Genomic DNA, 24873 nt, shown 5'->3' with positions numbered 1-24873 from the left:
ATTGCGTAATTTCCGTGACGGGGGCATGTCAAGGTGATATAATGTTAGGCAGTTGAATCACAAAGACTTGGAAGGATGAAAAGAATGAATCCACTGGCTGAACAGTTGAACGAAAGTATTCAGACAGGCAGCAGTCACGTCTACTCCATGCTGTCACAGCTTGGCAAAGAAATTTATTTTCCAAAAGAGGGGATTTTGAGTCAATCTGCTGAAGCAGCAAGCTTGGCCAAGACCCATAATGCCACGATTGGTATCGCCCTGGAGGGTGGTGTGCCGATGCATCTTCAGGTTATTCAGGAGAAGCTGTCTGCATTCCAGCCAAAGGATCTGTATCCTTACGCTCCACCTGCAGGCAAACCTGAATTGCGGACCGTCTGGAGAGACAAGATGCTGAAGGAAACGCCTTCCCTGAAAGGCAAAACGTTTGGCAATCCAATTGTAACCAATGCATTAACCCATGGACTAAGTATCGTAGCCGACCTGTTCGCCGATGAAGGGGACGCTGTCATATATCCGGATAAAAACTGGGAAAATTACGAGCTGACCTTCGGAATTCGTCGTCATGGCCAGTTGGTTCATTATCCCCTGTTCGATGATCAGTTGAACTTCAACAGTGATGGTCTGCTTCAGGCTTTGCTTGATCAAAAGGACAAAGGTAAAGCGATCGTACTGCTCAACTTCCCGAATAACCCAACAGGTTATACGCCTGGAGCGGAAGAAGCAGATGCAATTGTGAACACGATTCTTCAGGCAGCTGAAGCCGGCGTTAACGTGGTTGCTGTAACAGATGATGCCTACTTCGGACTGTTCTTCGAAGATTCCATTCATGAATCCCTGTTTGGCAAACTTGCCAACATTCATCCACGTGTGTTGACTGTAAAAGTGGATGGTGCAACCAAGGAGGAGTTCGTATGGGGCTTCCGCGTTGGATTCATTACGTATGCCCATGAAGATGCAGCCGTTCTGCATGCATTGGAGCAAAAAACACTCGGTATTATCCGGGCAACGATCTCCAGTGGACCGCATCCTTCCCAGACTTTTGTACTGGATGCGCTCAAAGCACCGGAGTTTGAAGCACAGAAACAAGAGAAGTTCGAGATTATGAAAGGCCGCGCCAATAAGGTAAAAGCCATTCTCGATAGCGGTAAGTATGGAGATGCATGGGACTATTATCCGTTCAACTCCGGTTACTTCATGTGCCTGAAGCTGAAAGAAGTTGGCGCTGAAGAACTTCGAAGCCACTTACTTCACAAATACGGTGTGGGTACAATCGCCCTGGGTGAATCGGATCTTCGAATCGCCTTCTCCTGTATTGAAGAATCCGGATTGGAAGATCTGTATGAAACCATCTATCGTGGAGTTCAGGATCTGCGGACGACTTAGTTAAAACAGACAGTAATGAATTAACGCAATCTCAATAGCTCAGGGGAAAGAGGATCATGTCTGAACCCTGAATGATATAAGAACCCTCTGTATGCGGGAACGACGTTACATGTCTCCGAATATACAGAGGGTTCTTTTGGTGTTTTACAACTCAACAGATATCACTTACCACACCGGGACAGCTGCCCAAAAGCTCGAATTTCCAACTTTACCGGGCATCGGCCCAATCAGCCTAACCCCAAGGCACATAATATACGATGTACGCAAGGGCGTGCCAAACAACCACTTGAAAGGGGAATGACCATGTCTGGAGTTGAAGATACAAGAGGCGGTTATGGATGCGGCGGTTACGGAGGATTTACTAACACAGGTGCCATTCTCGTTCTGTTCATCTTGCTCGTAATTATCACTAAATCGTTCCTCTGTTAGTACCAATACACACTTGCGCGAGAACCAAGTGATCTGATTGCAGCAGTAAGAAGGGTATTCCGGGACACAGCCCGGAATACCCCTCTTTGTGTTGGTTGAACAATAACCACCGTCCAACTCGAACCACCATCTTGGCTGGCGAGAGGTGCACAGGTACGATCGATTGTTTACTCGTCCTCTTCTTCCTTCAACCACTTGTTACCTTGCGAACGCCGCATGATCACAATCACCAGTATACCCAAAATAAGGGCTATTCCGGTGACACTCAGTCCGGTTGCTCCGGCAGCCAGCATAGGCAACCACATGAGTAACGCAACCAGTGCATGTAGATGGAATATGAATCCCAACACCTGAGAACGACGACTTTCTCCCGAGATCGGATAGATCATAATCCAGAACGATTCACTATGACTGCGACGCAGCGCCCCCAACTGAACACCTGCAAGCAACAGGAAGAACAGATACACCCCGACACCAAAGTAGCTGCCTGCTGTCCACCAGGATAGTAACATACCCAGTACAACCAGACGTAATACAATGGAGAACACTTCGGTTCGAATAAACGTTTTGGTAATCAGATATCGGTAAGCTTTCCCTGCATTCCAGGGAAGACCGCTCCCCAATTTGCTAAGCCAGCGACGCGAACTTACTTTCTGTCCAGATGAAGGCACATCCACGAACCAGCCGAGCGTCCGCATAACCCTGCCAGCCTGCCCCCGCTCCACCTGAATCAGACGTTCCCACGCCACCCGATGTTTTACCGGGATACGCAAGGCAACGATATAAACGACAGCTAGCAACAACAGGAACCATACGCTTCGCTGTGGTGGTTGCCATAACCAGGCGCCAACCGCCAGTACAGCCAGTGCCCATCGCAAGAGACGGTATCCTCTTGATGCCCCGACCTGAACCATTCTTAGCTCTTGCCATGCTCCATAACTGGACAGCCCTTTCCACAGCAGCAGGAATACGATGAACCAGCCAAATGGCCGTGCATCCAGATCTGCTCTGACATAGAGAGGCCACAGTGTAACAAACACAAGCAGTAGGCCCAGACTTTTATAGATGATGCCCCGGGCAAAGCTGTTCTTCAAATATTCCTGCATCCGGTATTCCTGTGGCCGCAGGAATACAATATCTGCTGGAAGCAGGTATGTACGATAACTGCTAAACAGCACCAGTGGCGCCAGCAGCAGCAATGCAATCCAGCGAATCGGAAATTCCGCCGGAATGTTCTGGACAAACGATGTATACCAGGCGGAGAACGCAATGACGAGAAATAAAAAGACCATAGCTACACCGCTCTGGATCACATAACCCAGATAAGGAAGAATTCCGTTCCAGAATCCTGTGCGTCTTTGCTTCCATAGCAGCTTGAGATCCATGCTCAATCCCTGCCTTGTACGAGGGAATAGAACATGTGCTCCAGCGTGGCATCCGATTCCCCGAATTGGGAGCGCAGTTCATTCAGCGTCCCTTGAGCAATAACCTGTCCACGGTGCAGTACGATAAACCGGTCACAGTAATTTTCAATCGTGGACAGAATGTGTGAACTGAGCAGGATGGATGATCCCGAAGCTTTCATCTCCAGCATAAAATCAAGCAAGGAGCGAATACCTAGCGGGTCCAGCCCCAGGAAAGGCTCATCAATGATGTACAGTGGCGGTCCGGCCACAAAAGCACACATGATCATGACCTTTTGCCGCATGCCCTTGGACAGGTGAGTCGACAGACTTGTACTTTTTTCATTCATACGGAATAATTGCAGTAATTTCTCCGTACGTTGCTTGAAGTCAGCCTCCGACACATTGTACGCTCTTGCCGTAAACTCCAGGTGCTCCATTACCGTCATCTCATCATACAGTTCGGGTGATTCCGGTACGAATGCCATGGCCGATTGGTAGATCTGCGCATCCTCGTCCCGCTTCTTGCCCATCACTCGTACTTCACCCTGTTGAGGTGTCATCAAGCCGAGGATATGTTTCATGGTTGTACTTTTGCCAGCACCGTTTAAGCCGATTAGTCCAACCATCTCTCCACGTCCGACTTCCAGATCGATGCCGTGAAGGACCGGCCGTTTGGCACTATAACCTCCGCTTAACCCGCTGATTTGCAGAACAGGCGATTGAACATTTTCCATCTATCCCTGCACCCCTTTCGTCAGATTCTATTCTTCGGAGCGTGGCGTTTTGTCTTTACTCCACTTGGGTGCTCCCTTGTTTTTACGATCCTGATCGCGCTCCGTGCGTCCTGTATTGCCAGTAGGTTTGCTACCTGCTGGACGCGAATTGGAGATCGTAGCTCGGGTTCCCCCATTACGATTACCCTGACCTGGTTTGCGATCTCTGAATTGCCCTGGTTTTCTGGAGAAGGAATGTCCCTCAGGCCGCGTGTCCGGACGCGGGTCAGCCTCCAATACTTTACCGCCAAAGAGTACACGTTCTGACAGTTCGATTCCGAGTTCGCGTGCGAATTTACGCATAATGAAAATCTGTGTTTCATCCACAATGGATAGCACAATACCCGAACGTCCCATTCGGCCTGTACGACCTGCACGGTGAACATAATGCTCCGAGTCAAAGGCAGGATCATAGTTAATGACCATTGGCAATCCTTCGATATCCAGTCCTCTGGCAGCTACTTCGCTGGCAATCAGCAACTGAAGTTTGCCATTACGGAAGGCAGACAATACGTTACTGCGGGTCACTTTGTCAGCATCCCCATACAGCGCAGCAGCGGATAAGCCCAGATGATTCATTTTTGCTTCAACTTCACCAATATCTTCAGTTGCATTCACAAATACGATCGCCCGATCCGGATTGTACTGTCTAACCAGACGACGCAGCATGTCTATTTTGTTACGGTTTTCTTCTACAAAATAATAATGCTCAAGGCCCGCAGCGGTAGCTCGATCCGGTTCAATTCCGATCTGAACAGGCTCTTTCATCTCACGCTTTGCGAGTCCAGCTGTATGCTCATCAATGGTTGCTGACAGGAAGATCAGCTGACGGTCCCGCAATGCGCTCTTGAGTACAAAGTTCACGTCACTTACGCCGCCAAGTTGGAACACTTGGTCCGCTTCATCGATAACAATTGTAGAGACGTTGTGCATTTTCAGTTTTTTGAGTGTAATCAATTCCTTCAGTCGTCCTGGTGTACCCACAACCAATTGTGGATGCTCACGCAGCTTCTCGATCTGACGTTTAGCTGCTGCGCCTCCAATCAGACCCAATACGCCGATCTTACGTTCTTCCGCATAACGCTGCGCTTCACGAACAATTTGCATCGCCAGCTCTTGCGTAGGTGCAATAACGAGTTTCTGCGTGCCTTTGATATCCATTTTGATGGATTGTAACATTGGCAGCAAGTATGCCAGCGTTTTCCCTGTTCCCGTCTGGGATTTGGATACGACATCCCGGCCTTCCAAAATAACCGGTATGGTCTGAGCCTGTACAGGCGAAGGTTCGTTAATGCCATGTTTCGCCAGAACGGCCTCCAGATCCTGTTCCACGCCAATTGAAGCAAATGTTTGATTCGTCATGTATGTCCATCCTTTTAATTTATTCATTTTGATGTTATATAAGTTCAACTAATGAATATTTACACTGACACTACGAGGACAGAACAACCTTCCGATCACTCTTATCCCCAGATTTTTTTGATTCCTTTTTTTAAAGGAAACATCCGTTGATAAAGGTGAAGCTTATGCTTCCGATGCAGCTTTCTTTCAGAAAGCTTTTAGCTTCGCTTCTTCAGGTTATTTCTGTCCTCTCCGTTATTGTGTAAAAGTTTAGTTGAACATATAAGTTGCTTGTATAAAACCGAAGCCTGTCATCACATTACCTTTCATTATATGCGAAAAAAGCCCGTGCACCAAATCTTATTCCAGAATTGTATGTATACACGCCAAAAAAAGAAAAGCCCCTCGGCGGAGCCTTTCTTTCATTCCGTATATGATGCCTCGTATCACATTTACTTCTGATTCATTACACCGTGCGACAATCGATCTGCAAGACGAGGAAATAGCTGGTACAGCCATATGCCAGCAGAAGCAATTCTTGGCAGATTCACTTCTTCCTTGCGCTTTTTAATTGCCCGAATCATATGACCCGCAACGTCTTCCGGTTTCAACATCATCCAACGTACATTATTCACATAATTGCCAGATGGGTCAGCCCGTTGGAAAAATGGTGTATCAATCGGACCTGGATTAATCGTTGTCACCATGACGCCAGTCTTGCGAAGCTCTTGACGCAGCGCATTACTAAATCCGAGTACAGCGTGTTTCGTAGCTGTATAGGAAGCGGATTTGGCCGTACCGATTTTGCCAGCCATGGAGGCCACGTTCACAATCTGACCTTTGCCACGTTCCAGCATTTGTGGAAGCACTGCTTTGGTGCAGCGGACAATGCCCATGTAATTCACGTCCATCATCTCATCGAATTCCTGTACAGACATCTCTGTCATCGCTGCGAATTTCCCGTAACCTGCGTTGTTCAGCAAAATGTCGATTCGTCCGTATTTATGCAATATCGCATCCACAGCTGCCTGAACCTGCTCACTATCCGTAACATCAAGTGTGAGTAATTCATGCTGCCCTTTCAGCGAGGCACCAATCTCTTCCAGCTTGTCCCGTGAACGGGCAGCCAGAATCGGGATGGCTCCTTCTTCAATCAGCATCTGCGCACACAGCGCACCGATACCACTCGATGCACCAGTAATAAACACTACCTGATCTTTCAACATACCCGATGTCCTCCCGTATTGAACACATATTGCCTCTTGAGGCATATGGCTCTATTCTACGAGATCATGACCTGAATATCCATCTCACCAATGCCATCCATCAGCAAAGGAATGCTCAATGCTTTCGTTGCACTAAATGTAGTCAGATGTTCGGACTTCATCACTTGTGGAGGTGTAATATCGACAACAACACCTTGGTTTGACAGGATGGTGCTGGCATTACCACTGATCATATTACCCAGTTCCGAAATCGCACTTTTGCTCATTTCATCCATTTCTGTAATGACAAAACCACCCATCATCGCAGATACAATTTTCAATGCAACTTGTTCATTGATTCCAAATACAATGTTTCCGCTAAGTTGTCCGGTCATTCCGATCACGATCCAGACATGGTCTGCAATGTACTCTACATTTTTTACGCCAAGACTCCCGGTGGAAGGCGAAACCTGGATGAGCTGTTCAAATACGTTCCGTGCCGATTCCAGGAAAGGATTAATCACTTCCGCTTTCACTGTCTATGTCCCCCTCACACTGGGTTATTGGTCACACACCAAAAGTCCCATATTCATTAAATTTATTATACTTTATCACGTACAAGAATTCATTAAGAATTCGTTAAACCATGTGTACTATAATTTATCGTCATCCGTGGGGCAAATGTTTATAGCTGATTCTAGCGAATACACGGAGCTTTTCACTTCTTTTGAAGAAAGCATTTCGATCATCGTGCGTGGCAAAAGGCATTTAGGACTTTATTACTGCTTTCACCCAACTGTTAAAAAAATCAAATTCTTGTATTCGCATTTTTTTCACAGTCTCTTGAACTACTTTTGCTCCTGACAATTACCTTCATTGCTCTGCTGTCCTGAATCACCTATAATTTATGATAACGGAACAATAACCAGTTACGGGATTTCGTCACACCAAACACTACATAATCAAGATACTTTGCCTGCAAGGAGGTCACCTATGAACATAAGCCAACTGGAGACACTAATTACCATTTCCAAAACGATGAGCTTCCGCAAAGCGGGAGAACTTCTGAACCTAACCCAGCCTGCCGTCTCGGCCCAGATCAAAAGTCTGGAGGACGAATTCAGCACCGTTCTTGTGGACCGGAACCAACCCGTTACCCTTACAGACCGTGGACAGGTATTTCTGGAGCACGCTGAACGGATGCTCGACATCGTCGATGAGTTGAAACAAAAATTGTCCGATCTTGATGAAACGCCTCAGGGACGTATCGTGTTAGGCACAACAACTTCCATTGCTATTCAGATCTTGCCAAGGGTGTTATCCTATTTCCAAGATCAATTCCCGCTGATCAAAACCAGTATTCAGTCCCTTCCTTCATCACAGATCTATACCCAGGTCGAAAATGGTCTGGTTGATATTGGTATCGGTTATCTCACCGAGCGTAATCCCAACCTGAATACATCTGTGCTGTACTATGACACATTTGAACTCGTGGTATCTCCTTCCCATCCGCTGGCGAAGAAAAAACATGCTGCAGTCGATGTGCTCAGGAGTACACCACTGATTCTGTTGTCCCCTGATACAGTAGGACGAAGGTTTACGGAAACCATCTTTAAGAAACATAATATTGAACCTAATATTGTAATGGAGTTATCCAGCAGCGAAGAAGTGAAACGGATGGTCGAGATTGATCTCGGAGCAGCTGTCATCTCCAAACAATCTGTTGCGCATGAGTTGCGTCAAGGTACATTGCGTATGATACCCTTAAGTGAGCTGGAGGTCAGTCACCCTGTTGGTGTCATCTATAAGTCCAGTCGTTACCTTAACTCAGCGATGCAGCAATTTATAAGTGACCTCAAAGGCATGCCGGAAACCCAATTCATCAGTTCAGAATGACAATGAGCCATGAGAAAGGAAGGATTCCATATGAAATTTGATCTTCATACACATCATTTTCGTTGTGGTCACGCAGACGGCAACATCCGCGATTATATAGAGGCAGGTATTAAGGCAGGACTTCAGGCCATCGGTATCTCGGATCATACGCCATACTTTGGCAGTGAGCTTGAGCAAGCATTTCCCCGGATCGCAATGGGTAAGTCTGAATTGCAGCATTATGTGGAAGAAGTCCTTGCTTTGAAAGAAGAGTACGCTGGTAAAATCGATGTACTGCTCGGCATTGAATCCGACTACTTCCCTGCCTATGCAGAATTGTACCGTACCACACTGGGACAATATCCTTTTGATTATATTATCGGTTCAGTTCATCATACCGAGGATGTAAGTATCTTCAACAAAACCCGGTGGAATGGACTAAGCAATGCTCGCAAAGTTGAAGTGAAAGAGAGTTATTATTCACTAATCCGGGAATCGGCTCGCAGCGGTATGTTCCAGATTCTTGGACACATTGATGCGATGAAAGGAAACTATCCACCTTTCTCCGAAATTATCGCTGATCAGGCCATTGATGAAACGTTGCAGGTCATTGCAGAATCCAACGTAGCGATCGAAATTAACACATCTGGCAAAACCAAACTCAGCGGTGGATGGTACCCTTCGGATGCCATTCTGGAACGCGCCCATCATTATGGAGTGAAGGTGACATTTGGATCGGACGCTCATAAACCACAGCGCGTTGCAGACGAACTGGATGACGTTCGTACACGTCTCAAGGAGATCGGATTCACCGACTGGGTGTATTTCAAAAAGAAACAGATGCAGGTTGTGTCACTGTAAAATAGAGTAAACACAAAGCCCCCCACAGCGCGCTTGTTCACGCCGTGGGGGGCTTTGTAGGCTGCATCGGAAGCATACGCTATCAACAGATTTTCCCTTTTCAAAAGGGAATCAAAAAATCTGGGGATAACAGCGATCGGAAGGTTATTTTGTCATCGGAGTGGCCAGTGTAAATGCTCCACAGTTAACTTATATGGACAAAAAAATGAACCCGCTCGCGCGGGTCCCAACAGCATTATCTATTATCAAAAAGGGGGTCATGAGATAAGTTTACCCCCTGTCTGTTAGAGTTCAATTGCAGCTATATTTCAATTGTGTAACAAATGATTGAAGTTCGATTCATTCAGGTTTGACTACTCTTACTTTATGTCATTGCGGCTTGTCAGATACCAGGGTTTGCAGGTCTTTTTCCTGTAGCGGGCGGGCGTATTGTTCCCGGTACATACTGTACACTTTAACATCCATCAGGGATTCTGATCCCTCGTCATCCTCATCATGCAGTCCGAACGAGGGAAGACTCCGCTCATAGGACATCCCTATTTTGTTTAACACCCGTTGTGAAGAAACATTGGCCTCATAACAACGTGCTTCCACCCTCCCCAGATGAAGATCGTCAAATCCAAACTGCAGCAGCCGCTGTACCGCCTCGGTAGCCACACCCCTGCCCCAACAGGACCTGTTCAGGATATAACCAATCTGTGCGGTACCATTCTGATCATTCCAGTGTTGAAATGAGGTGATCCCAATCACCTGTTCCTTGCCTCTCCAGCAGATCCCATAATGTAACGAATCCAGCTTGGTGCTGCTGCTCCGTATCTGGTTCAATAACCGTCTCGCCCTGATTGGCGTGGGCTGGCTTCCCCTATTCACATATCTTATGACTTGAGGATTGGAAAAGAGTTCCGATAATGTGCTGTAATCACTTTGACGTAATGATCGCAGGACAAGGCGCTCTGTCCACAAAGCCGGCAGACCTTGAACCAGCATTTTTCGGGTAAGCATGACAATCGCTCCTTTTGCCTAAACGGGCTCTAGTCCGGTAAGACAAGCATGCTCTGATGATGATCCGGCGTAATACCATTTGAACTGATCCACGAACTTTAGTATTCGCATTTTAGTATTAATATATTGCAACATTCAATTCCTCACGCTAAAAGACCCAGATGCTGACTACTCCTGCAGCCCGCGATAGATACCCGTACGAATCTCACGAATATAGAAATCCAATGCAGGAACATTCGCCGACTGTGCGACCTGTACTTCTTGCTCAATATCATAAGGCACCCGCACAAATTGAACATTGAATGAGGTATTGTTATCGTTGCTGTCTTCACCCTCCAGAATGCAGTAGGAAGCCTGTGGAAGATCGAGTGGATTACCAACACTGCCTGCATTAAACAGTAACTTGCCGTTCATATACTGCAAGTATGCATTATGCACATCCCCATAACCTACAACATCTGCAACACCTTGCTCAGGCTCATCAGCCGGAGGATCAAACATTGCCAACCTCTTTTCCATCGCATCCCACGGCTGTACACGATGGTACACACTTTGAGGTGAAGCATGGACCAGACGGATGGTGCGACCGCTCAGTTGAAATTGATGACTGAAGGGTAGGCCCGCCAAGTACGTCAATCGTTCCTCACCCAACCGTTCTGCTTGCCACGTAAAGTTCTCGTTGTCTTGGTTAACCGCAACCAGTTCATCCCAATTGCCACGGATGACAAGTTCGCACGTTGCTCTCACCTGATCCACAACCTGTACCGGTTCTGGCCCCTTGCCCACGAGGTCACCAAGACAAAAGATTCGCTCCACGCCACGACTTCGGATATCTTTTAACACTGCTTCCCAGGCAGTCATGTTGCCATGAATGTCGGATACAATCGCAATTCTTTCCATCTGGATAACCTCCATTCATGTTGAATCCTTTATGTTGTATATTCATCTTATATTCTTTTATGTTGTTGATCCTTTAAGCTCAAAAACCGTTAATTCTGGTCTGCACAGAAAACGAATCGGCAGTTGAGTCATGCCAAAACCACGATTCACATACACAGGCATTTGTGTCTGGGTGCTGTAATATACCCCCTGGACATCCGTGTAATACAATCCTTGAACATACTTGTGTGAACCTCGCGGAGTTGTCAGTGCCCCGATCCAGGGAAAACGCACCTGTCCACCATGGCTATGACCGGAAAGTTGTAATCCGAAACCATAGGGAGTGGCAATGTCGGCATAATCCGGTTCATGCATAAGTAACAATTTCCACACATCATGATCCAATCCCTTGATGGCTTGGGCAGGATCTGGCCTGCCTGTAAGTGCGTCATCCAGGCCAGCTATGGCCAGACGTTCGCCTCCTTGTTCAATCACCACATGTTCGTTCCGTAACAAAGTGAATCCGGCTTCACGGAACATGGTTGTCACTTCATTCTGCTGTCCGCCCCGATAATCATGATTCCCCAAAACAGCAAATTTGCCATACTTCGCTTGCATGGAGGCGAGTACCGGAATACATTCACGCATCGGCTCTGCTTCCCTCTCGACGATGTCTCCGGTAAAACAAATCAAGTCCGGTTGCTGCTCCTCAATCGTTGCTGCCAGCTTCTTCAGCTCTTTCACCCCGGTATGAAAACCAAGATGGGCATCGCTGAACTGAACTATACGCAAACCGTCAAATGCCTTTGGAAACTTCGGAAGTTTCAGCTCCACTTGCTTGATCTCCAAACGACGCGGTTCCCATAGCCAGGCATAACCTCCTGTAAGCAAACTGGCACCCGCTGTCATCAAAACCATGCGCAATAAGAAACTTCGGCGAGAGGGATCATGATCCTTTTCTTCCCCAGGAAACACAGACTCTTCTGCGCCTGGTGCTTTGTGCGAGCGCTGGGACGGCGAGTTGTTGCTGCCCTGACGCGGTGTCTCTGCCATATCTCCCCCTCCTTCTACGCTCTTAATCCATCCCCTTAGTATACCATATTCTGCATGGGTAGCCCGGTTCCTCTGCTTCATTACAAAAAGAAGTCGGGATCTCCGGCATGTTGCTGCACGGGATCACGACTTCTTCTAAGTTGCAGATTACACTTCTGCACATGTTATGACGAGTTTATACACCCAACCAGCGTTTGAACATATGCTTGGTCGTTTGTTTGTTCATTTCGGCAATGGAGGTTGTCAGTGGAATGCCTTTTGGACAGGATTGCACGCAGTTCTGTGAGTTACCACAGCCCTCAATGCCTCCGTCTTCCATCAACGCTTCCAGGCGATCATCGGCATTCATCTCCCCTGTTGGGTGAGCGTTAAACAGGCGCACTTGGGACAGTGCTGCTGGACCGATAAAGTCTGTTTTCTCATTGACGTTCGGGCATGCCTCCAGACATACACCACATGTCATACATTTGGACAGCTCATATGCCCACTGACGCTTCTTCTCAGGCATCCGTGGACCTGGACCGAGGTCATAGGTACCATCGATCGGAATCCATGCTTTTACGCGTTTCAGGGCGCTAAACATCCGGCTACGGTCGATGACCAGGTCACGCACCACCGGGAATGTCTTCATCGGTTCGATACGAACAGGCTGTTCGAGCTTGTCGATCAGGGCTGCACATGCTTGACGTGGCTTGCCGTTGATGACCATGGAGCAGGCACCGCAGACTTCTTCGAGACAGTTGGAATCCCAGCACACGGGAGCAATGGATTTGCCATCTGTATTGACCGGGTTCCGCTGAATCTCCATCAGGGCGCTGATCACATTCATGTTGGGACGGTACGGAAGCTCAAATTCTTCGTTGTACGAAGATGACTCCGGGCTGTCCTGACGGGTGATGATAAACTTGACGGTTTTGTTGGCTGTAGCTTGTTCCGCCATATCGTTGTCCCCTCCTCTGGTGACGATGATTGTATTGCTGATGCGCAAAGTTACTGGTTTGGTGCACGGCAGACGCTTCGTCAGCGGAATGCCCCTCTGATCGCTGTTATCCCCGGATTTTTTGATCAACCCTTCCCAGGGTTAAAATCCGGTGATAAAGGCGAGAGCTTCGCTTCTTCTGGGCATTTCCGCTTCCTCCGCTACGTCGTGCACTGAGTCACTTTGCTGGAAACTGCATTCCACTCATGCTGGATGGGCAGTATTCAAGTTCTGAAGCATCGTTAAGCCCTTGCTTCTTCTGGGCATTTCCCTCACGTTAATGGCAGTAACTTTGAAGAAGCTCTGCTTCTTCAAAGTTCTCCTGCCTCTTCGTTCAGGTGCTTAATATTTAACCTTATAAATAAATCCGTGATATTTAATCCTTGGAGTAATCCCGGATACGTGGTGGGATCAGGGATACGTCTACTGGCTCGTACGAGATTTTCGGGCCTTCCTTCGACCAGCTTGCGATGGTCGTTTTCAGGAACTCTTCGTCATTACGTTCCGTGAATTCCGGTTTGTAATGCGCGCCGCGGCTTTCATTACGGAGCAGTGCGCCGAGAGTCATTGCTTCTGCCAATTCAATCATGTTCCACAGTTGGCGGGTGAATGCTGCGCTCGGGTTATTCCAACCGGAGCTGTCATACATGTTGATTTTGCCATAACGCTCTTTCAATTCCTTGATCTTGCCAATCGTGGCTTCAAGCTTGTCGTTGTAGCGCACAACCGTCATGTTGGCTGTCATCCACTCGCCAAGCTCTTTATGAATGACATAGGCATTTTCCGTGCCCTGCATTTTCAAGATACCTTCGTATTTGTCGCTTTGTTGTTTGGTGTGTTTCTCGAATACGGAAGATGGGATATCAGCAGACGATTTTTTAAGTCCTTTGATATATTCAGCCGCTTTTGGTCCAGCCACCATACCACCATAGATCGCAGATACCAATGAGTTTGCACCCAGACGGTTCGCACCATGGTATTGATATTCACATTCACCAGCTGCGAACAGCCCCGGAATATTAGTCATTTGATTGTAATCTACCCACATGCCGCCCATGGAATAATGGACTGCCGGGAAGATTTTCATTGGGATTTTACGCGGGTCATCACCCATGAACTTCTCATAGATTTCAATGATTCCGCCGAGTTTAACATCCAGTTCCTTTGGATCTTTATGAGACAGGTCGAGATAAACCATGTTCTCACCGTTCACACCCAGACCCATATCTACGCAGACGCTGAAGATTTCACGAGTCGCGATATCACGTGGAACCAGGTTACCGTAGGATGGATATTTTTCTTCAAGGAAGTACCAAGGTTTTCCGTCTTTGTACGTCCAGATCCGTCCACCTTCACCACGCGCGGATTCAGACATGAGACGCAGCTTGTCATCCCCTGGAATGGCTGTCGGGTGAATCTGAATGAACTCCCCGTTGGCGTAATTTACACCTTGTTGATACACCGCACTTGCCGCTGTACCTGTGTTAATTACAGAGTTGGTCGTTTTACCGAAGATAATCCCCGGACCACCACTCGCCAGAATAACCGCTTCTGCCGGGAAGGTCTGTACCTTCATCGTTTTCAGATCCTGAGCCACGATCCCGCGACATACGCCTTCATCATCCAAAACCGCCTGCAGGAACTCCCAGTTCTCATATTTCGTAACCAGGCCAGCTGCTTCCCAGCGACGTACCTGCTCGTCTAATGCATAGAGCAATTGTTGTCCTGTTGTCGCTCCGGCAAACGCTGTACGGTGATGCTTCGTTCCCCCGAAACGACGGAAATCAAGCAAACCTTCCGGTGTCCGGTTGAACATTACGCCCATACGGTCCATCAAGTGAATGATGCCTGGTGCCGCTTCGCACATCGCTTTAACAGGAGGTTGGTTCGCAAGGAAGTCACCGCCGTATACCGTATCGTCAAAGTGTACCCACGGGGAGTCACCCTCACCCTTGGTATTTACCGCTCCGTTAATGCCGCCTTGTGCGCATACAGAGTGGGATCGTTTAACAGGAACCAGTGAAAATAAATGAACATGGACTCCGGCTTCAGCCGATTTGATCGCCGCCATCAATCCCGCGAGACCGCCGCCCACAATAATTACATTCGTTGATGCCATTGCTGTTCACTCCCTTATAAGTCAGCATTTATACACTAAATGCTTAAATTAGAACTGTTTTTACTGCGTCAATCATTGAAGTTGCTACCTGGAAATCAATGCTCCGGAAAGCAAATAGTGAAGCAATAAACATGATGGAAACAATTGCGAACAAGCTCATACATACGTAAGAGGATACACGCTGCGCACGCGGACCAACTGTAATTCCCCAGCTAACGAGGAACGACCACAGACCATTGGCAAAGTGATATGATGCCGCAACCACACTGATCATATATATCGCAAAGGTTATCGGATTCGTCACCGCATCATGTATGACGCCGCCAATCTCTTCATGGGATACGTTTCCCAGCGCAATCTGTACACGCGTTTCCCATACGTGCCAGATGACGAATACAAACGTAATGATACCGCTTATCCTCTGCAACGTGTAACGCCAGTTGCGCTCATTGCCGAAACGGCCCACGTTAGGCTTGGCCTGATAGGCAATATAAAGACCATAAACACCGTGATAGAACAACGGCAGCCAGATAAGTAACGCCTCGATCACAATAACAAGAGGCAAACCGTTCAGAAATGCAACGGCACCGTAAAAAGCTTCTTTGCCGCCTTCAACTGCTGTGAAGTTTGTCACCAAATGCTCAGCAAAGAACAGACTGAGCGGAATGACGCCAAGCAAGGAGTGCAGCTTTCTGGAGTAAAACCCTTTCATAAAATGTCGATCCCCTTTCGCTAAATACAACGTTTTCATAAATGATTTCACTTATCATGACACGAATCCTTTTCCATGAAAAGGTTCGACAAATTGTTCCGTTTTCCCCAGGTGTGAACAACTTGTGTCACGATTCATGTTACTCCTTTTTTTCTTATAAGGGAATTGCAATATAATTATTAAATGTTATACCCTATAGGTATAAGCAGTGAAACATTGGGTTTACAGGCCATACAACATGGAAAACGATTAAGCAAGGGCAAGAATCACATTCATGGAAAAGAGGTTATTGTTCATGTTTGAGGAGTTAAATGCATTTGCAGCGGTCGTGGAGCAGTCCAGCCTGAACCGTGCATCCAAGTTACTGAACTTGTCCCAACCCGCACTCTCACGGAAAATTTCCAAATTGGAGGATGAACTCGGGGTTGCCCTGTTCCACCGCCGTGGCAAACGGCTGGAGTTAACCAGTGTGGGCCAATTCACCTATACCTACGCTGTAGAACAGAAGCAGCAGCAACAGAAGTTCCTCACCATGCTGGCCCAATATAAAGACGAAGAACAGAGCACCATTACACTCGGAGCCAGTCTGACGACGCTTCAAACTACGTTACCACCTCTCGTCAATGCCTTTATGGAGAAACATCCAAATGCCGAACTGAAATTGTTGACGGGTAAAACACATGAGATTGTGTCGTTTGTGCGTGACAAAAAAGCCGATGTGGGCATTGTCGCCTCCTCCATCAGCGAAGTGGGGCTTAACTGTGTGCCGCTCTTTGACGATCACCTGGAGCTGGTTGTGCCGCTCACACACCCCTTGTCCGGTAAGGAAGCCGGGATGGAGCATTTGCAGGATCTGCCGATGATCACGTTCTCCAAAGGCACCTGGTACCGCAAATTAACGGACGATCTCTTCCAGCGCTGTGCCGTGATGCCGGATATTCGCATGGAGATTGATTCCTTTGAAGCGATCATCCGCCTCCTGCCTTCCGCCAAAGCTGCTGCTCTATTGCCCAAGTCATATCTTCGTCCACAATTGCTTGCAGACAATGATCTTGTTTCTGTTCATTTGCCTCAATTACAGCAAACCCGCAGAACAACCTGTATGATCTATGGGGAAAAAGAGGACCTCAGCGAGACCTCCAGACAATGGGTCAAGGAGACGGCTGCACTATTTACAGCAAAGGCGCCATTGCCCTCACGGAGGACTACGACGCCTTAGCTTTGATCTGAATCAGCCAGGCTCTGACGCCTGGCTTCCATATTTAACTCATCTTAATTATCAGCTCTCCTGGCTGATAACCTCTTCTTCAAATCGGTCGATATCTGCATTATTACCAATAATGACCATGATATCCCCCATTTGAAGCGAATCCAGTGCCGTCGGAGCGATAATGACCCCGGCTTCTTTCTGTAACGCTACAATGCTGCAACCAAAACGTACACGTGCATTCAGGGTTGAAAGTGTTTTGTTGTGCAGACAGGCGGGAACCTTCATCTCGACAATACTGTAATCATTGGATAATTCAATGTAATCCAGCAAGTTCGGGGTAACCAGCTGGTGGGCAACCCGAATGCCCATATCCCGCTCAGGATAAACGACACGATCAATCCCCAGTTTATCCAATGCTCGTCCGTGAAGGACGGATATGGCCTTGGCCACGACCGTCTTGACGCCCAGCTCTTTTAACAGAATCGCGGTGAGAATGCTCGTCTGAATATCATCTCCGATGGCTACGATACCACAATCAAAATTGCGAATACCCAGAGAGCGCAACACTTCCTCATCTGTGGCATCCGCTACAACGGCATGGGTGACCAATTCACTCATGTCTTCGACGACTTCTTCATTTTTATCGATTCCAAGCACCTCGTAGCCGAGTTCCATTAATTCCTGTGCCAGACTGGAGCCAAACCGCCCAAGCCCAATCACGGCAAACTGCTGTGTTTTCATTGTTCTTCACGAACCCCTTATCCAAATCAATTTCATAACTCACTAAAATAGATTTATCCAATAATCATTTTGCCTTCCGGATACCTGTATAACTCTTTACCCTTTTTCTGCCCAAGTGCATACGCTAATGTGATCGGTCCAAGCCTTCCTGCAAACATCGTAAAACAGATCAGGAGCTTGCCCAATGTAGTCAGCTTCAGCGTCAGTCCGAGCGATAATCCCACGGTACCAAAGGCTGATGTCGTTTCAAATAAGATCATCATAAAACTGGCGTCTTCTGTGGTACTCAGTGCCATCGTTACAGCTATGATGAACAAAAGCGCCAGCAATGTAATGGTAAGCGCCTTGAAAATCCGCTCCTGTACAAGCCGATAGCGGAAAAACACGATATCTTCACGTCCACGCATCATGGCGATGACCGCTCCAGCCATAATCATAAATGTCGTTGTTTTGATCCCGCCTCCGGTAGAACCCGGCGAAGCACCAATGAACATCAGAATGATCATAAAGAACTGTGTTGCCTGTCTGAGTCCGGCAATATCTACCGTATTGGCTCCTGCTGTTCGCGGCGTAATGGACTGGAAGAATGAACCGAGAATTTTGCCACCCCAGTTCAGGCCACCCAGTGTCCGCGGATTGCTAAATTCAAATACGAAAATGACAAGTGCACCAAACACAATTAACAATCCAGTCATTAACAGTACAACTTTGGAGTGCAGAGACAGCTTCCGCGTTTTGCGGTAATCCACCAGGTCTGACAGCACTACAAAACCAATACCGCCAGAGACAATCAGGAACATCGCTGTAAAATTAACCAACGGGTCATACACATAACCGGTCAGACTGCGGAATTCCCCAAACATATCAAAGCCCGCATTGTTGAACATGGAGATCGCATGCCAATAGCCATAATAGATCGCCTGTCCGACTGGCATGTCGAACGACCAGCGGATGGCAAACAGTGTGCCACATATGCCTTCGATAATGAGTGAGTAAATCACAACTTTCCGAATCAGCCGGACGATTCCCTCCATCGTGCTCTGGTTCATCGCTTCCTGTAGAATCAACCGCTCTCTAAGCGAGATCCGCCGTTTGAACGCAATGGCAACCAACGTGGACATTGTCATGAAGCCCAGTCCGCCAATCTGAATCAGAATCGCGATCACAACCTGACCAAGCACCGAGAAATGAGTCCCTGTATCAACCACAACCAAACCAGTGACACAAACAGCCGAAGTTGCTGTAAAGAGCGCATCAATAAATGCAAGACTGTCACCGTTACGGTTGGATGCCGGAAGCATTAACAACAGTGTGCCTACCAATATGATGCCAGCAAACCCTAACACAAGAATACGGGGTGGCGATAGACGCATCCATTGAACATTCAGTTTCACTTGAGTATCTTCCACCTATTCTAAAATGAAAATAACTCCACACCCGTGGAGCATTCTTCATTTGAAATGCTGTTGCCAAACGTTAAACAAGTATGATTCAGATTAAAACGACATATATAATGAAGTTGGAATATATTCTATTCGTTCCCTTGTTGGGCAAAAGACATGCGAATCATTGCACATTTGCTTCAAAATTATAAGCGCTGCGACGTTTGTAGACAAAACGTTTTTTGTGTAAATAGCATCGAATTCAGCCAAAAAGGGAAGAACTCAGATATGGCGACGGATGGATCAGATTCATTCGGTCCTTTTCATTCATTTTCAAGGATTTACACCTGTTTTCGTTACATCATTGGCATTCGGTGCTTGGCCTGTGCTATGTTAACTTTAATATCCATATTAAATAAGGAGGAACAACATTACATGAATCCCTTAGGGCAGCCTTTGCAACTCAAGGCTAACTTCAAGCGGCTGGGGTTGTTTGCGGCGATTGGCCTGATTCTATTTTTTGTATTTCAGATCTTTCCTGCTACCTCATCACAAACGACAGAAATTCCGTCCACGTCCTTCATAACCAAGGAGCAGGCGACGCAATCCGCACGATCATTCGCAGCTTCTGTGAATGACTATACACTGCCAAATGATGATGAAAAAACCCTGGTAACCTACCAGACTCATTCCGATATCTACGGGTATATGGCCAAAACCAAACAACTTGATACCTATAACCAGAAATGGGAAACAAGCTATCCTTACGATGTATTCCGCGTTCGTTTGCCTGATCAGGACAAAGGCGGATATCTTAATGTTGACGTACATATGAAAACAGGAAAAGTGGTCGGCTTCAAACGGGAACTGCCTTCTTCCCTCTATACCGCCATTGAGGCGGAGCAGGTTAGTGGACGAGTGACCACATCGCAAGTACTTGCTGAAGGCAATATATCTCTGGACGAGAAACAACAGCTCGCTGCTGGTGTTCTGACTGAATTCGGTTATGAAGTGCCAACACTTCAATTGGATACTCGCGATGGTGAAGCGGGTCTGAAATATACAGATTCTGCAAAAGCCATCGGAGACTCCAAGCTTGAACTGAATTTTACGTTTGAAGAGGGTGCGGTACGATCGTTCGATCCTGGCTTCTCGGTCCCGGAATCCCATACTGATTATGTGAAAGATCAAACGCGTCAAGCCAATTGGATGACTTATGGCGGCTATGCATTCCTGACCTTTGTACTGGGCGTGCTGGCAATCATCTATAGCATTCTGACCCGAGCACATACATCTTTCAAACGCGGGATCATTCTCTCACTGGTGTATTTCGCAGCTTCGGTAATTGGTACGCTGAACATGATTCCACTCTTTCAGGCACAAGGGCTCTCCAGCTTCATGTTAGCGTTCCTGATGTTAATGCAGACGGGTATTACACTGGTCATGAGTGCAACCATCTATCTGTCCCTTGTTGCCGGTGACGGCATGTGGCGTAAAATAGGTCTAAACCCATGGCCTCGCGCCAAAGAACCCGGATATGGAAAATATGTACTTCACAGTATGTATGCTGGTTACCTGTGGGCATTCATTCTACTGGGTGTGCAATCCATCCTGTTCTTCATTCTGGAGCGAAGCATCGGCACTTGGTCAACGACGTCAGCAGATCAATCTACATTTAATATGTCCTATGCCTGGCTCTTCCCGATCATGGCCTGGATGGCCGGTATTGGTGAAGAAACTGTTTATCGACTGTTCGGCATTCGCATGATGCAGAAGATTGTGCGTAACACGTTTATTGCCTGTCTGATCCCAACCATCATTTGGGCACTTGGACACACATTGTATCCAATCTATCCAGTAATCACCCGTCCCATTGAGCTGATGGTGATTGGATTGCTGTTCAGTCTGATCATGCTGCGCCACGGCTTCATTGCCGTTGTATTCGCCCATGTGATCTTCGACAGCTTGTTGATGGGACTCAGCTTGGTCTTTATGGGCGATGCTCTGAATATGGCTGCGGGACTCTTCTGGATTGTACTCCCGGCCATTGTTGGATATGTGGTCTACAAATTGAATCCAAAACAAAAAGAGAAGCCGTATGTTACGACTCCTCATCACGAAGTGCTGCAATAATCTGATTTGCCAGTTTGTCACCAATAGATAGAGGCCGGAAGTCTTCGACGCTGGCCTCTTTTATTTTGCGCAAAGAGCCAAAATGCTTCAACAGTAGCTTACGCCGCTTCTCTCCAATACCCGGAATGGCATCCAAACGTGATGTCACCATCGATTTGCCACGCTGTTCCCGGTGGAACGAGATCGCAAAACGGTGGACCTCTTCCTGTATCCGCTGCAACAGGTAGAATTCCTGACTATCCCGAGGCAGGGAGATGACTTCCGGTGGATTGCCGATCATCAACTGTGAAGTCTTATGCTTCGCATCCTTCACCAGACCACATACCGGAATAAACAGCCCCAGCTCATTTTCCAAAATATCAACCGCAGCCGAGATCTGTCCTTTACCACCATCGACCACAATCAGGTCAGGCTGGGGCAGATTTTCTTTTAATACCCGCTCGTAACGGCGACGGATGACTTCTCTCATCGTTTCATAGTCATCCGGTCCTTCAACCGAACGGACCTTGTACTTCCGATATTCCTTCTTATCCGGTTTACCATCGGTAAATACGATCATGGCAGATACCGGGTTTGTACCCTGGATGTTCGAGTTATCAAACGCTTCAATACGGTGAAGCTGATCCAGTCCAATAAAACGTCCCAGTCCTTCGGCAGCTTTGGATGTACGTTCTTCATTTCGCTCAATCAAACGGAACTTCTCTTCCAATGCCACACGTGCGTTATCCACGGCCATGGTGATCATCTGGCGTTTCAATCCACGTTGCGGGATGAGCACTTTGATCTCCAACCACTCTTGTAAAGCAGCGGCAACTTGAGTTGGGTCTTCCAGACCTGCTGGGAGCTTTTCAGTTGAATCAGTTGAGTCCATTGTTGGAGCATCCTCTTGCATACTGTCAGGTTGTTCACCTTCTGCCTCAGTGGAACCTCCGTAAGCTGCACGAGCCTCAGCAACCAGTGGCTGGGAAGCGTTACTGTGCTCCACTTGTCCCGCCTGCTCAAACTCTACCGTAACTGCGGCAGGTACCGATCCATCATCAACAGATAACATATCCAAACTGTCGTTATCCGTTGCAAGATCCTTGGGCATTTCCGGCAACAAAATTTCTTGTGGCAATGCCGGATTATCGCTGTAATATTGCGTTACATAGGACATGAAGTCACTGTACGCCTCACCGTAGAACGGGAAGGTAGATACGTGACGTTCAATCATTTTACCCTGACGCATATATAGTATCTGGACACACATCCAGCCTTTATCAATGGCAAAACCAAATACATCACGGTCTCTGGCATCGGCCATCGTAATTTTCTGTTTTTCCATCATTGCATCGATGGCGATTACCTGATCGCGCAGCTCCTTGGCACGTTCAAAATAAAGATCCTCCGCAGCCTCTTGCATCTTACGCTGCAAATCCTTCTTGATCTCTTCGTGACCACCGCTCAGAAATGAACCAATCTCTTGGGAAATCTGGTCGTACTGCTCCTTCTCCACTTCCTTCACACAAGGGGCGAGACACTGTCCCATGTGATAGTACAGGCACACTTCTTTGGGCATTACACCACATTTGCGCAGTGGATACATGCGGTCGAGCAGTTTTTTCGTTTGATGTGCCGCATATGAGTTCGGATAAGGTCCGAAATATTTGGCTTTATCTTTCAGCACACGCCGGGTTACTTCCAGCCGGGGGTGCTTTTCATTTGTAATTTTAAGATACGGGAATGTTTTGTCATCCTTAAGCAACACGTTGTACCGCGGCATATGTTTCTTGATCAGGTTACACTCCAGAATGAGTGCTTCCATGTTACTGCCTGTCACGATATATTCAAAATCACGGATTTCGGAGACCAGTCGCTGAGTCTTTCCGTTATGACTACCGATAAAATAAGAGCGTACGCGGTTCTTCAGAACTTTAGCCTTACCTACATAGATAATGGTGCCTTCACTATTCTTCATCAGGTAACATCCAGACATATCTGGCAGCAAAGCGAGCTTGTGACGAATCTGCTCCAATGCCTTCTCCTGATCCTGCAAATCATTCATGAATTGATCCATAATTCGGTGAATCCTCCTTCCCGAAAAAGCTGAAATCCTCACGTTACATGAGTTACTCCGATGACAAAATGATCTTTTGATCGCCGTAATACAAGAATTTTAATACCTTTATATCAGTTAAACTAAAGATAATTCACACTGACACTACGATAACAGAACAACCTTCCAATCGCTGTTATCCCAGATTTTTTTGATTCCCTTTTTTAAAAGGGAAAATCCGGTGATAAAGGCGACCGCTTCGCTTTTTCAGGTTTTTTCTGTTCTCTCCGCTATTGTGTGAGTAATTAGTCCAAAACATATTAAAGGTGAAACTCGGATAAAAATTGCAACGGCTATGCTTCTACAGCTCATTTCTGTCTTCTCCGTTATCATGTAAATTTCCAGTTTCATTTTATATAAATAGTATACTTTATATTGTCCTATATAAAGGTATTCGACGCAAAACGCCCCCGGCATGTAAACCGGAGGCGTATGTGTAAGCCTGTAAATTATTGGTGTTTTGCGATAATTCCTTTGAGCGCATCTTTCGAGTTCAGACCAACCACTTTATCTACCGGTTGACCGTCTTTGAAGAAGATCAAAGTTGGAATGCTCATTACGCCAAAGCGGGAAGCAGATTCCGGATTTTCATCCACGTTAACTTTAGCAATTTTCACTGCATCGCCAACTTCTGTGGACAGCTCTTCCAGGATTGGAGCGAGCATTTTACAAGGACCACACCAAGGCGCCCAGAAATCAACAAGAACCGTTCCTTCGCCTTCTACTTCAGCGTTGAAGGATTGATCGGATACGTTAACAATAGCCATGAAATTGTCCTCCTTATATATACTTACGGTTTTATTTTAACCTGTAACGTCGTGAACGACACTTCCAGTATAACACAGGTACGTCAAACTTGTGAATTGAACGCTGCAATGTTCATCTTCCCAACATCAAATCTTCACAATTACAGGATGTGGCATACCAACTTCAAAATCTTTACAAACGCTTTCTTTTCCAAGTATACTAAAATTACTCCGGGTTTCAGCCCCCATACGGGCAAGCTGTTTCCCCATAAGGAGGCAATAACATGGATGCAAATGTGCGGATCAGCGACCCGCGTGAACATGTGAACGAGGAACCCCGCAACGATCTATTTGATCTGATCGCGGGTGTTGCGGGCATGGCCGGCCTGATGACAGTGATCTTTTTCGGTATGGTTATCTTCAAATTCCTCACCGAATAGGACACTCACAGGTCTCACGCAGGACCAGAAAAGCCCGGTTTTCGCGACAATGCGAAAGCCAGGCTTTTTTTGGGACTACTTTAGCTTTGGATTGCAATCAGCTCAGCTT

At 47.1% G+C, this 24873-nt stretch carries 22 protein-coding genes; 7 read left to right on the top strand and 15 right to left on the bottom strand.

What is annotated here, in order from left to right:
* The first annotated feature begins 84 nt into the window (after positions 1–84).
* Positions 85–1383: an aminotransferase class I/II-fold pyridoxal phosphate-dependent enzyme gene (locus tag FE296_RS19825; RefSeq protein ID WP_105601251.1), complete on the top strand. Its 1299-nt coding sequence runs from the start codon at positions 85–87 to the stop codon at positions 1381–1383.
* A gap of 303 nt (positions 1384–1686) precedes the next feature.
* Positions 1687–1812 (top strand): YjcZ family sporulation protein, encoded by a 126-nt coding sequence (locus FE296_RS33485; protein WP_206759599.1) that lies wholly within the window; start codon positions 1687–1689, stop codon positions 1810–1812.
* A gap of 167 nt (positions 1813–1979) precedes the next feature.
* Here the strand turns inward: FE296_RS33485 and FE296_RS19820 are convergent, their stop codons facing one another.
* The 5 genes from FE296_RS19820 to FE296_RS19800 form a co-directional block, all read right to left on the bottom strand.
* Positions 1980–3197 (bottom strand): ABC transporter permease, encoded by a 1218-nt coding sequence (locus FE296_RS19820; RefSeq protein WP_124117563.1) that lies wholly within the window; start codon positions 3195–3197, stop codon positions 1980–1982.
* 2 nt (positions 3198–3199) lie between these two features.
* Positions 3200–3952 carry an ABC transporter ATP-binding protein gene (locus FE296_RS19815; RefSeq protein ID WP_091020857.1) on the bottom strand — a complete coding sequence of 251 codons (753 nt, stop codon included), beginning with the start codon at positions 3950–3952 and terminating at the stop codon, positions 3200–3202.
* 27 nt (positions 3953–3979) lie between these two features.
* Positions 3980–5353 carry a DEAD/DEAH box helicase gene (locus FE296_RS19810; RefSeq protein ID WP_124117561.1) on the bottom strand — a complete coding sequence of 458 codons (1374 nt, stop codon included), beginning with the start codon at positions 5351–5353 and terminating at the stop codon, positions 3980–3982.
* Positions 5354–5784: 431 nt separating this feature from the next.
* Entirely contained in the window at positions 5785–6558 is a 774-nt protein-coding gene (locus FE296_RS19805; RefSeq protein WP_150366067.1) for an SDR family NAD(P)-dependent oxidoreductase, read from the bottom strand.
* A gap of 56 nt (positions 6559–6614) precedes the next feature.
* Positions 6615–7073 carry a chemotaxis protein CheX gene (locus FE296_RS19800; RefSeq protein ID WP_036605799.1) on the bottom strand — a complete coding sequence of 153 codons (459 nt, stop codon included), beginning with the start codon at positions 7071–7073 and terminating at the stop codon, positions 6615–6617.
* A 457-nt stretch (positions 7074–7530) separates the two neighbouring features.
* Between FE296_RS19800 and FE296_RS19795 the strand changes: the two genes are divergently transcribed.
* Both FE296_RS19795 and FE296_RS19790 read left to right on the top strand, forming a co-directional pair.
* On the top strand, positions 7531–8433 hold the full coding sequence (locus FE296_RS19795) for a LysR family transcriptional regulator (RefSeq protein WP_036605798.1): 903 nt from the start codon (positions 7531–7533) through the stop codon (positions 8431–8433).
* Between the two features lie 30 nt (positions 8434–8463).
* A complete protein-coding gene (locus tag FE296_RS19790) occupies positions 8464–9273 on the top strand; it encodes a histidinol-phosphatase (RefSeq protein WP_124117557.1) in 810 nt (269 codons plus the stop codon).
* A 369-nt stretch (positions 9274–9642) separates the two neighbouring features.
* Here the strand turns inward: FE296_RS19790 and FE296_RS19785 are convergent, their stop codons facing one another.
* From FE296_RS19785 to FE296_RS19760, 6 genes are all read right to left on the bottom strand, one after another.
* Positions 9643–10275 carry a GNAT family N-acetyltransferase gene (locus FE296_RS19785; protein ID WP_150366066.1) on the bottom strand — a complete coding sequence of 211 codons (633 nt, stop codon included), beginning with the start codon at positions 10273–10275 and terminating at the stop codon, positions 9643–9645.
* Between the two features lie 168 nt (positions 10276–10443).
* On the bottom strand, positions 10444–11175 hold the full coding sequence (locus tag FE296_RS19780; protein ID WP_124117554.1) for a metallophosphoesterase family protein: 732 nt from the start codon (positions 11173–11175) through the stop codon (positions 10444–10446).
* Positions 11176–11232: 57 nt separating this feature from the next.
* Positions 11233–12207 carry a metallophosphoesterase gene (locus FE296_RS19775; RefSeq protein ID WP_124117553.1) on the bottom strand — a complete coding sequence of 325 codons (975 nt, stop codon included), beginning with the start codon at positions 12205–12207 and terminating at the stop codon, positions 11233–11235.
* 175 nt (positions 12208–12382) lie between these two features.
* Positions 12383–13147 (bottom strand): succinate dehydrogenase iron-sulfur subunit, encoded by a 765-nt coding sequence (sdhB, locus tag FE296_RS19770; protein ID WP_036605794.1) that lies wholly within the window; start codon positions 13145–13147, stop codon positions 12383–12385.
* Positions 13148–13562: 415 nt separating this feature from the next.
* Positions 13563–15305 carry a succinate dehydrogenase flavoprotein subunit gene (gene sdhA, locus FE296_RS19765; protein ID WP_036673387.1) on the bottom strand — a complete coding sequence of 581 codons (1743 nt, stop codon included), beginning with the start codon at positions 15303–15305 and terminating at the stop codon, positions 13563–13565.
* 43 nt (positions 15306–15348) lie between these two features.
* Positions 15349–16017 carry a succinate dehydrogenase cytochrome b558 subunit gene (locus tag FE296_RS19760; protein ID WP_124117763.1) on the bottom strand — a complete coding sequence of 223 codons (669 nt, stop codon included), beginning with the start codon at positions 16015–16017 and terminating at the stop codon, positions 15349–15351.
* Positions 16018–16312: 295 nt separating this feature from the next.
* Between FE296_RS19760 and FE296_RS19755 the strand changes: the two genes are divergently transcribed.
* A complete protein-coding gene (locus FE296_RS19755; RefSeq protein ID WP_124117550.1) occupies positions 16313–17236 on the top strand; it encodes a LysR family transcriptional regulator in 924 nt (307 codons plus the stop codon).
* A 60-nt stretch (positions 17237–17296) separates the two neighbouring features.
* Here FE296_RS19755 and FE296_RS19750 read toward each other — a convergent pair whose 3' ends face one another.
* Positions 17297–17968 (bottom strand): potassium channel family protein, encoded by a 672-nt coding sequence (locus tag FE296_RS19750; RefSeq protein ID WP_091020848.1) that lies wholly within the window; start codon positions 17966–17968, stop codon positions 17297–17299.
* Positions 17969–18021: 53 nt separating this feature from the next.
* Positions 18022–19341 (bottom strand): TrkH family potassium uptake protein, encoded by a 1320-nt coding sequence (locus FE296_RS19745; RefSeq protein WP_411860592.1) that lies wholly within the window; start codon positions 19339–19341, stop codon positions 18022–18024.
* A gap of 444 nt (positions 19342–19785) precedes the next feature.
* Here FE296_RS19745 and FE296_RS19740 point away from each other — a divergent pair, with 444 nt between their 5' ends.
* Positions 19786–21483 (top strand): CPBP family intramembrane glutamic endopeptidase, encoded by a 1698-nt coding sequence (locus FE296_RS19740; RefSeq protein WP_124117546.1) that lies wholly within the window; start codon positions 19786–19788, stop codon positions 21481–21483.
* Here the strand turns inward: FE296_RS19740 and uvrC are convergent.
* Positions 21452–23539: an excinuclease ABC subunit UvrC gene (uvrC, locus tag FE296_RS19735; RefSeq protein ID WP_124117544.1), complete on the bottom strand. Its 2088-nt coding sequence runs from the start codon at positions 23537–23539 to the stop codon at positions 21452–21454. The genes FE296_RS19740 and uvrC overlap by 32 nt on opposite strands.
* Positions 23540–24027: 488 nt before the next feature.
* Positions 24028–24345 carry a thioredoxin gene (trxA, locus tag FE296_RS19730; RefSeq protein WP_017692451.1) on the bottom strand — a complete coding sequence of 106 codons (318 nt, stop codon included), beginning with the start codon at positions 24343–24345 and terminating at the stop codon, positions 24028–24030.
* 263 nt (positions 24346–24608) lie between these two features.
* On the opposite strand from trxA, the gene FE296_RS19725 reads away from it, so the two are divergent.
* Positions 24609–24764: a hypothetical protein gene (locus FE296_RS19725; RefSeq protein ID WP_017692450.1), complete on the top strand. Its 156-nt coding sequence runs from the start codon at positions 24609–24611 to the stop codon at positions 24762–24764.
* Positions 24765–24873: the final 109 nt, after the last annotated feature.

The organism is Paenibacillus sp. UASWS1643 (assembly GCF_008693195.1).
GTDB classification, from domain to species: domain Bacteria; phylum Bacillota; class Bacilli; order Paenibacillales; family Paenibacillaceae; genus Paenibacillus; species Paenibacillus amylolyticus_B.
This window is presented reverse-complemented; position numbering and strand designations above follow the sequence as displayed.

Coding starts and splice junctions, on each gene's coding strand:
- FE296_RS19825 (WP_105601251.1), top strand. CDS start 85: ATGAATCCACTGGCTGAACAGTTGAACGAAAGTATTCAGACAGGCAGC.
- FE296_RS33485 (WP_206759599.1), top strand. CDS start 1,687: ATGTCTGGAGTTGAAGATACAAGAGGCGGTTATGGATGCGGCGGTTAC.
- FE296_RS19820 (WP_124117563.1), bottom strand. CDS start 3,197: ATGGATCTCAAGCTGCTATGGAAGCAAAGACGCACAGGATTCTGGAAC.
- FE296_RS19815 (WP_091020857.1), bottom strand. CDS start 3,952: ATGGAAAATGTTCAATCGCCTGTTCTGCAAATCAGCGGGTTAAGCGGA.
- FE296_RS19810 (WP_124117561.1), bottom strand. CDS start 5,353: ATGACGAATCAAACATTTGCTTCAATTGGCGTGGAACAGGATCTGGAG.
- FE296_RS19805 (WP_150366067.1), bottom strand. CDS start 6,558: ATGTTGAAAGATCAGGTAGTGTTTATTACTGGTGCATCGAGTGGTATC.
- FE296_RS19795 (WP_036605798.1), top strand. CDS start 7,531: ATGAACATAAGCCAACTGGAGACACTAATTACCATTTCCAAAACGATG.
- FE296_RS19790 (WP_124117557.1), top strand. CDS start 8,464: ATGAAATTTGATCTTCATACACATCATTTTCGTTGTGGTCACGCAGAC.
- FE296_RS19785 (WP_150366066.1), bottom strand. CDS start 10,275: ATGCTTACCCGAAAAATGCTGGTTCAAGGTCTGCCGGCTTTGTGGACA.
- FE296_RS19780 (WP_124117554.1), bottom strand. CDS start 11,175: ATGGAAAGAATTGCGATTGTATCCGACATTCATGGCAACATGACTGCC.
- FE296_RS19775 (WP_124117553.1), bottom strand. CDS start 12,207: ATGGCAGAGACACCGCGTCAGGGCAGCAACAACTCGCCGTCCCAGCGC.
- sdhB (WP_036605794.1), bottom strand. CDS start 13,147: ATGGCGGAACAAGCTACAGCCAACAAAACCGTCAAGTTTATCATCACC.
- sdhA (WP_036673387.1), bottom strand. CDS start 15,305: ATGGCATCAACGAATGTAATTATTGTGGGCGGCGGTCTCGCGGGATTG.
- FE296_RS19760 (WP_124117763.1), bottom strand. CDS start 16,017: ATGAAAGGGTTTTACTCCAGAAAGCTGCACTCCTTGCTTGGCGTCATT.
- FE296_RS19755 (WP_124117550.1), top strand. CDS start 16,313: ATGTTTGAGGAGTTAAATGCATTTGCAGCGGTCGTGGAGCAGTCCAGC.
- FE296_RS19750 (WP_091020848.1), bottom strand. CDS start 17,968: ATGAAAACACAGCAGTTTGCCGTGATTGGGCTTGGGCGGTTTGGCTCC.
- FE296_RS19745 (WP_411860592.1), bottom strand. CDS start 19,341: ATGCGTCTATCGCCACCCCGTATTCTTGTGTTAGGGTTTGCTGGCATC.
- FE296_RS19740 (WP_124117546.1), top strand. CDS start 19,786: ATGAATCCCTTAGGGCAGCCTTTGCAACTCAAGGCTAACTTCAAGCGG.
- uvrC (WP_124117544.1), bottom strand. CDS start 23,539: ATGGATCAATTCATGAATGATTTGCAGGATCAGGAGAAGGCATTGGAG.
- trxA (WP_017692451.1), bottom strand. CDS start 24,345: ATGGCTATTGTTAACGTATCCGATCAATCCTTCAACGCTGAAGTAGAA.
- FE296_RS19725 (WP_017692450.1), top strand. CDS start 24,609: ATGGATGCAAATGTGCGGATCAGCGACCCGCGTGAACATGTGAACGAG.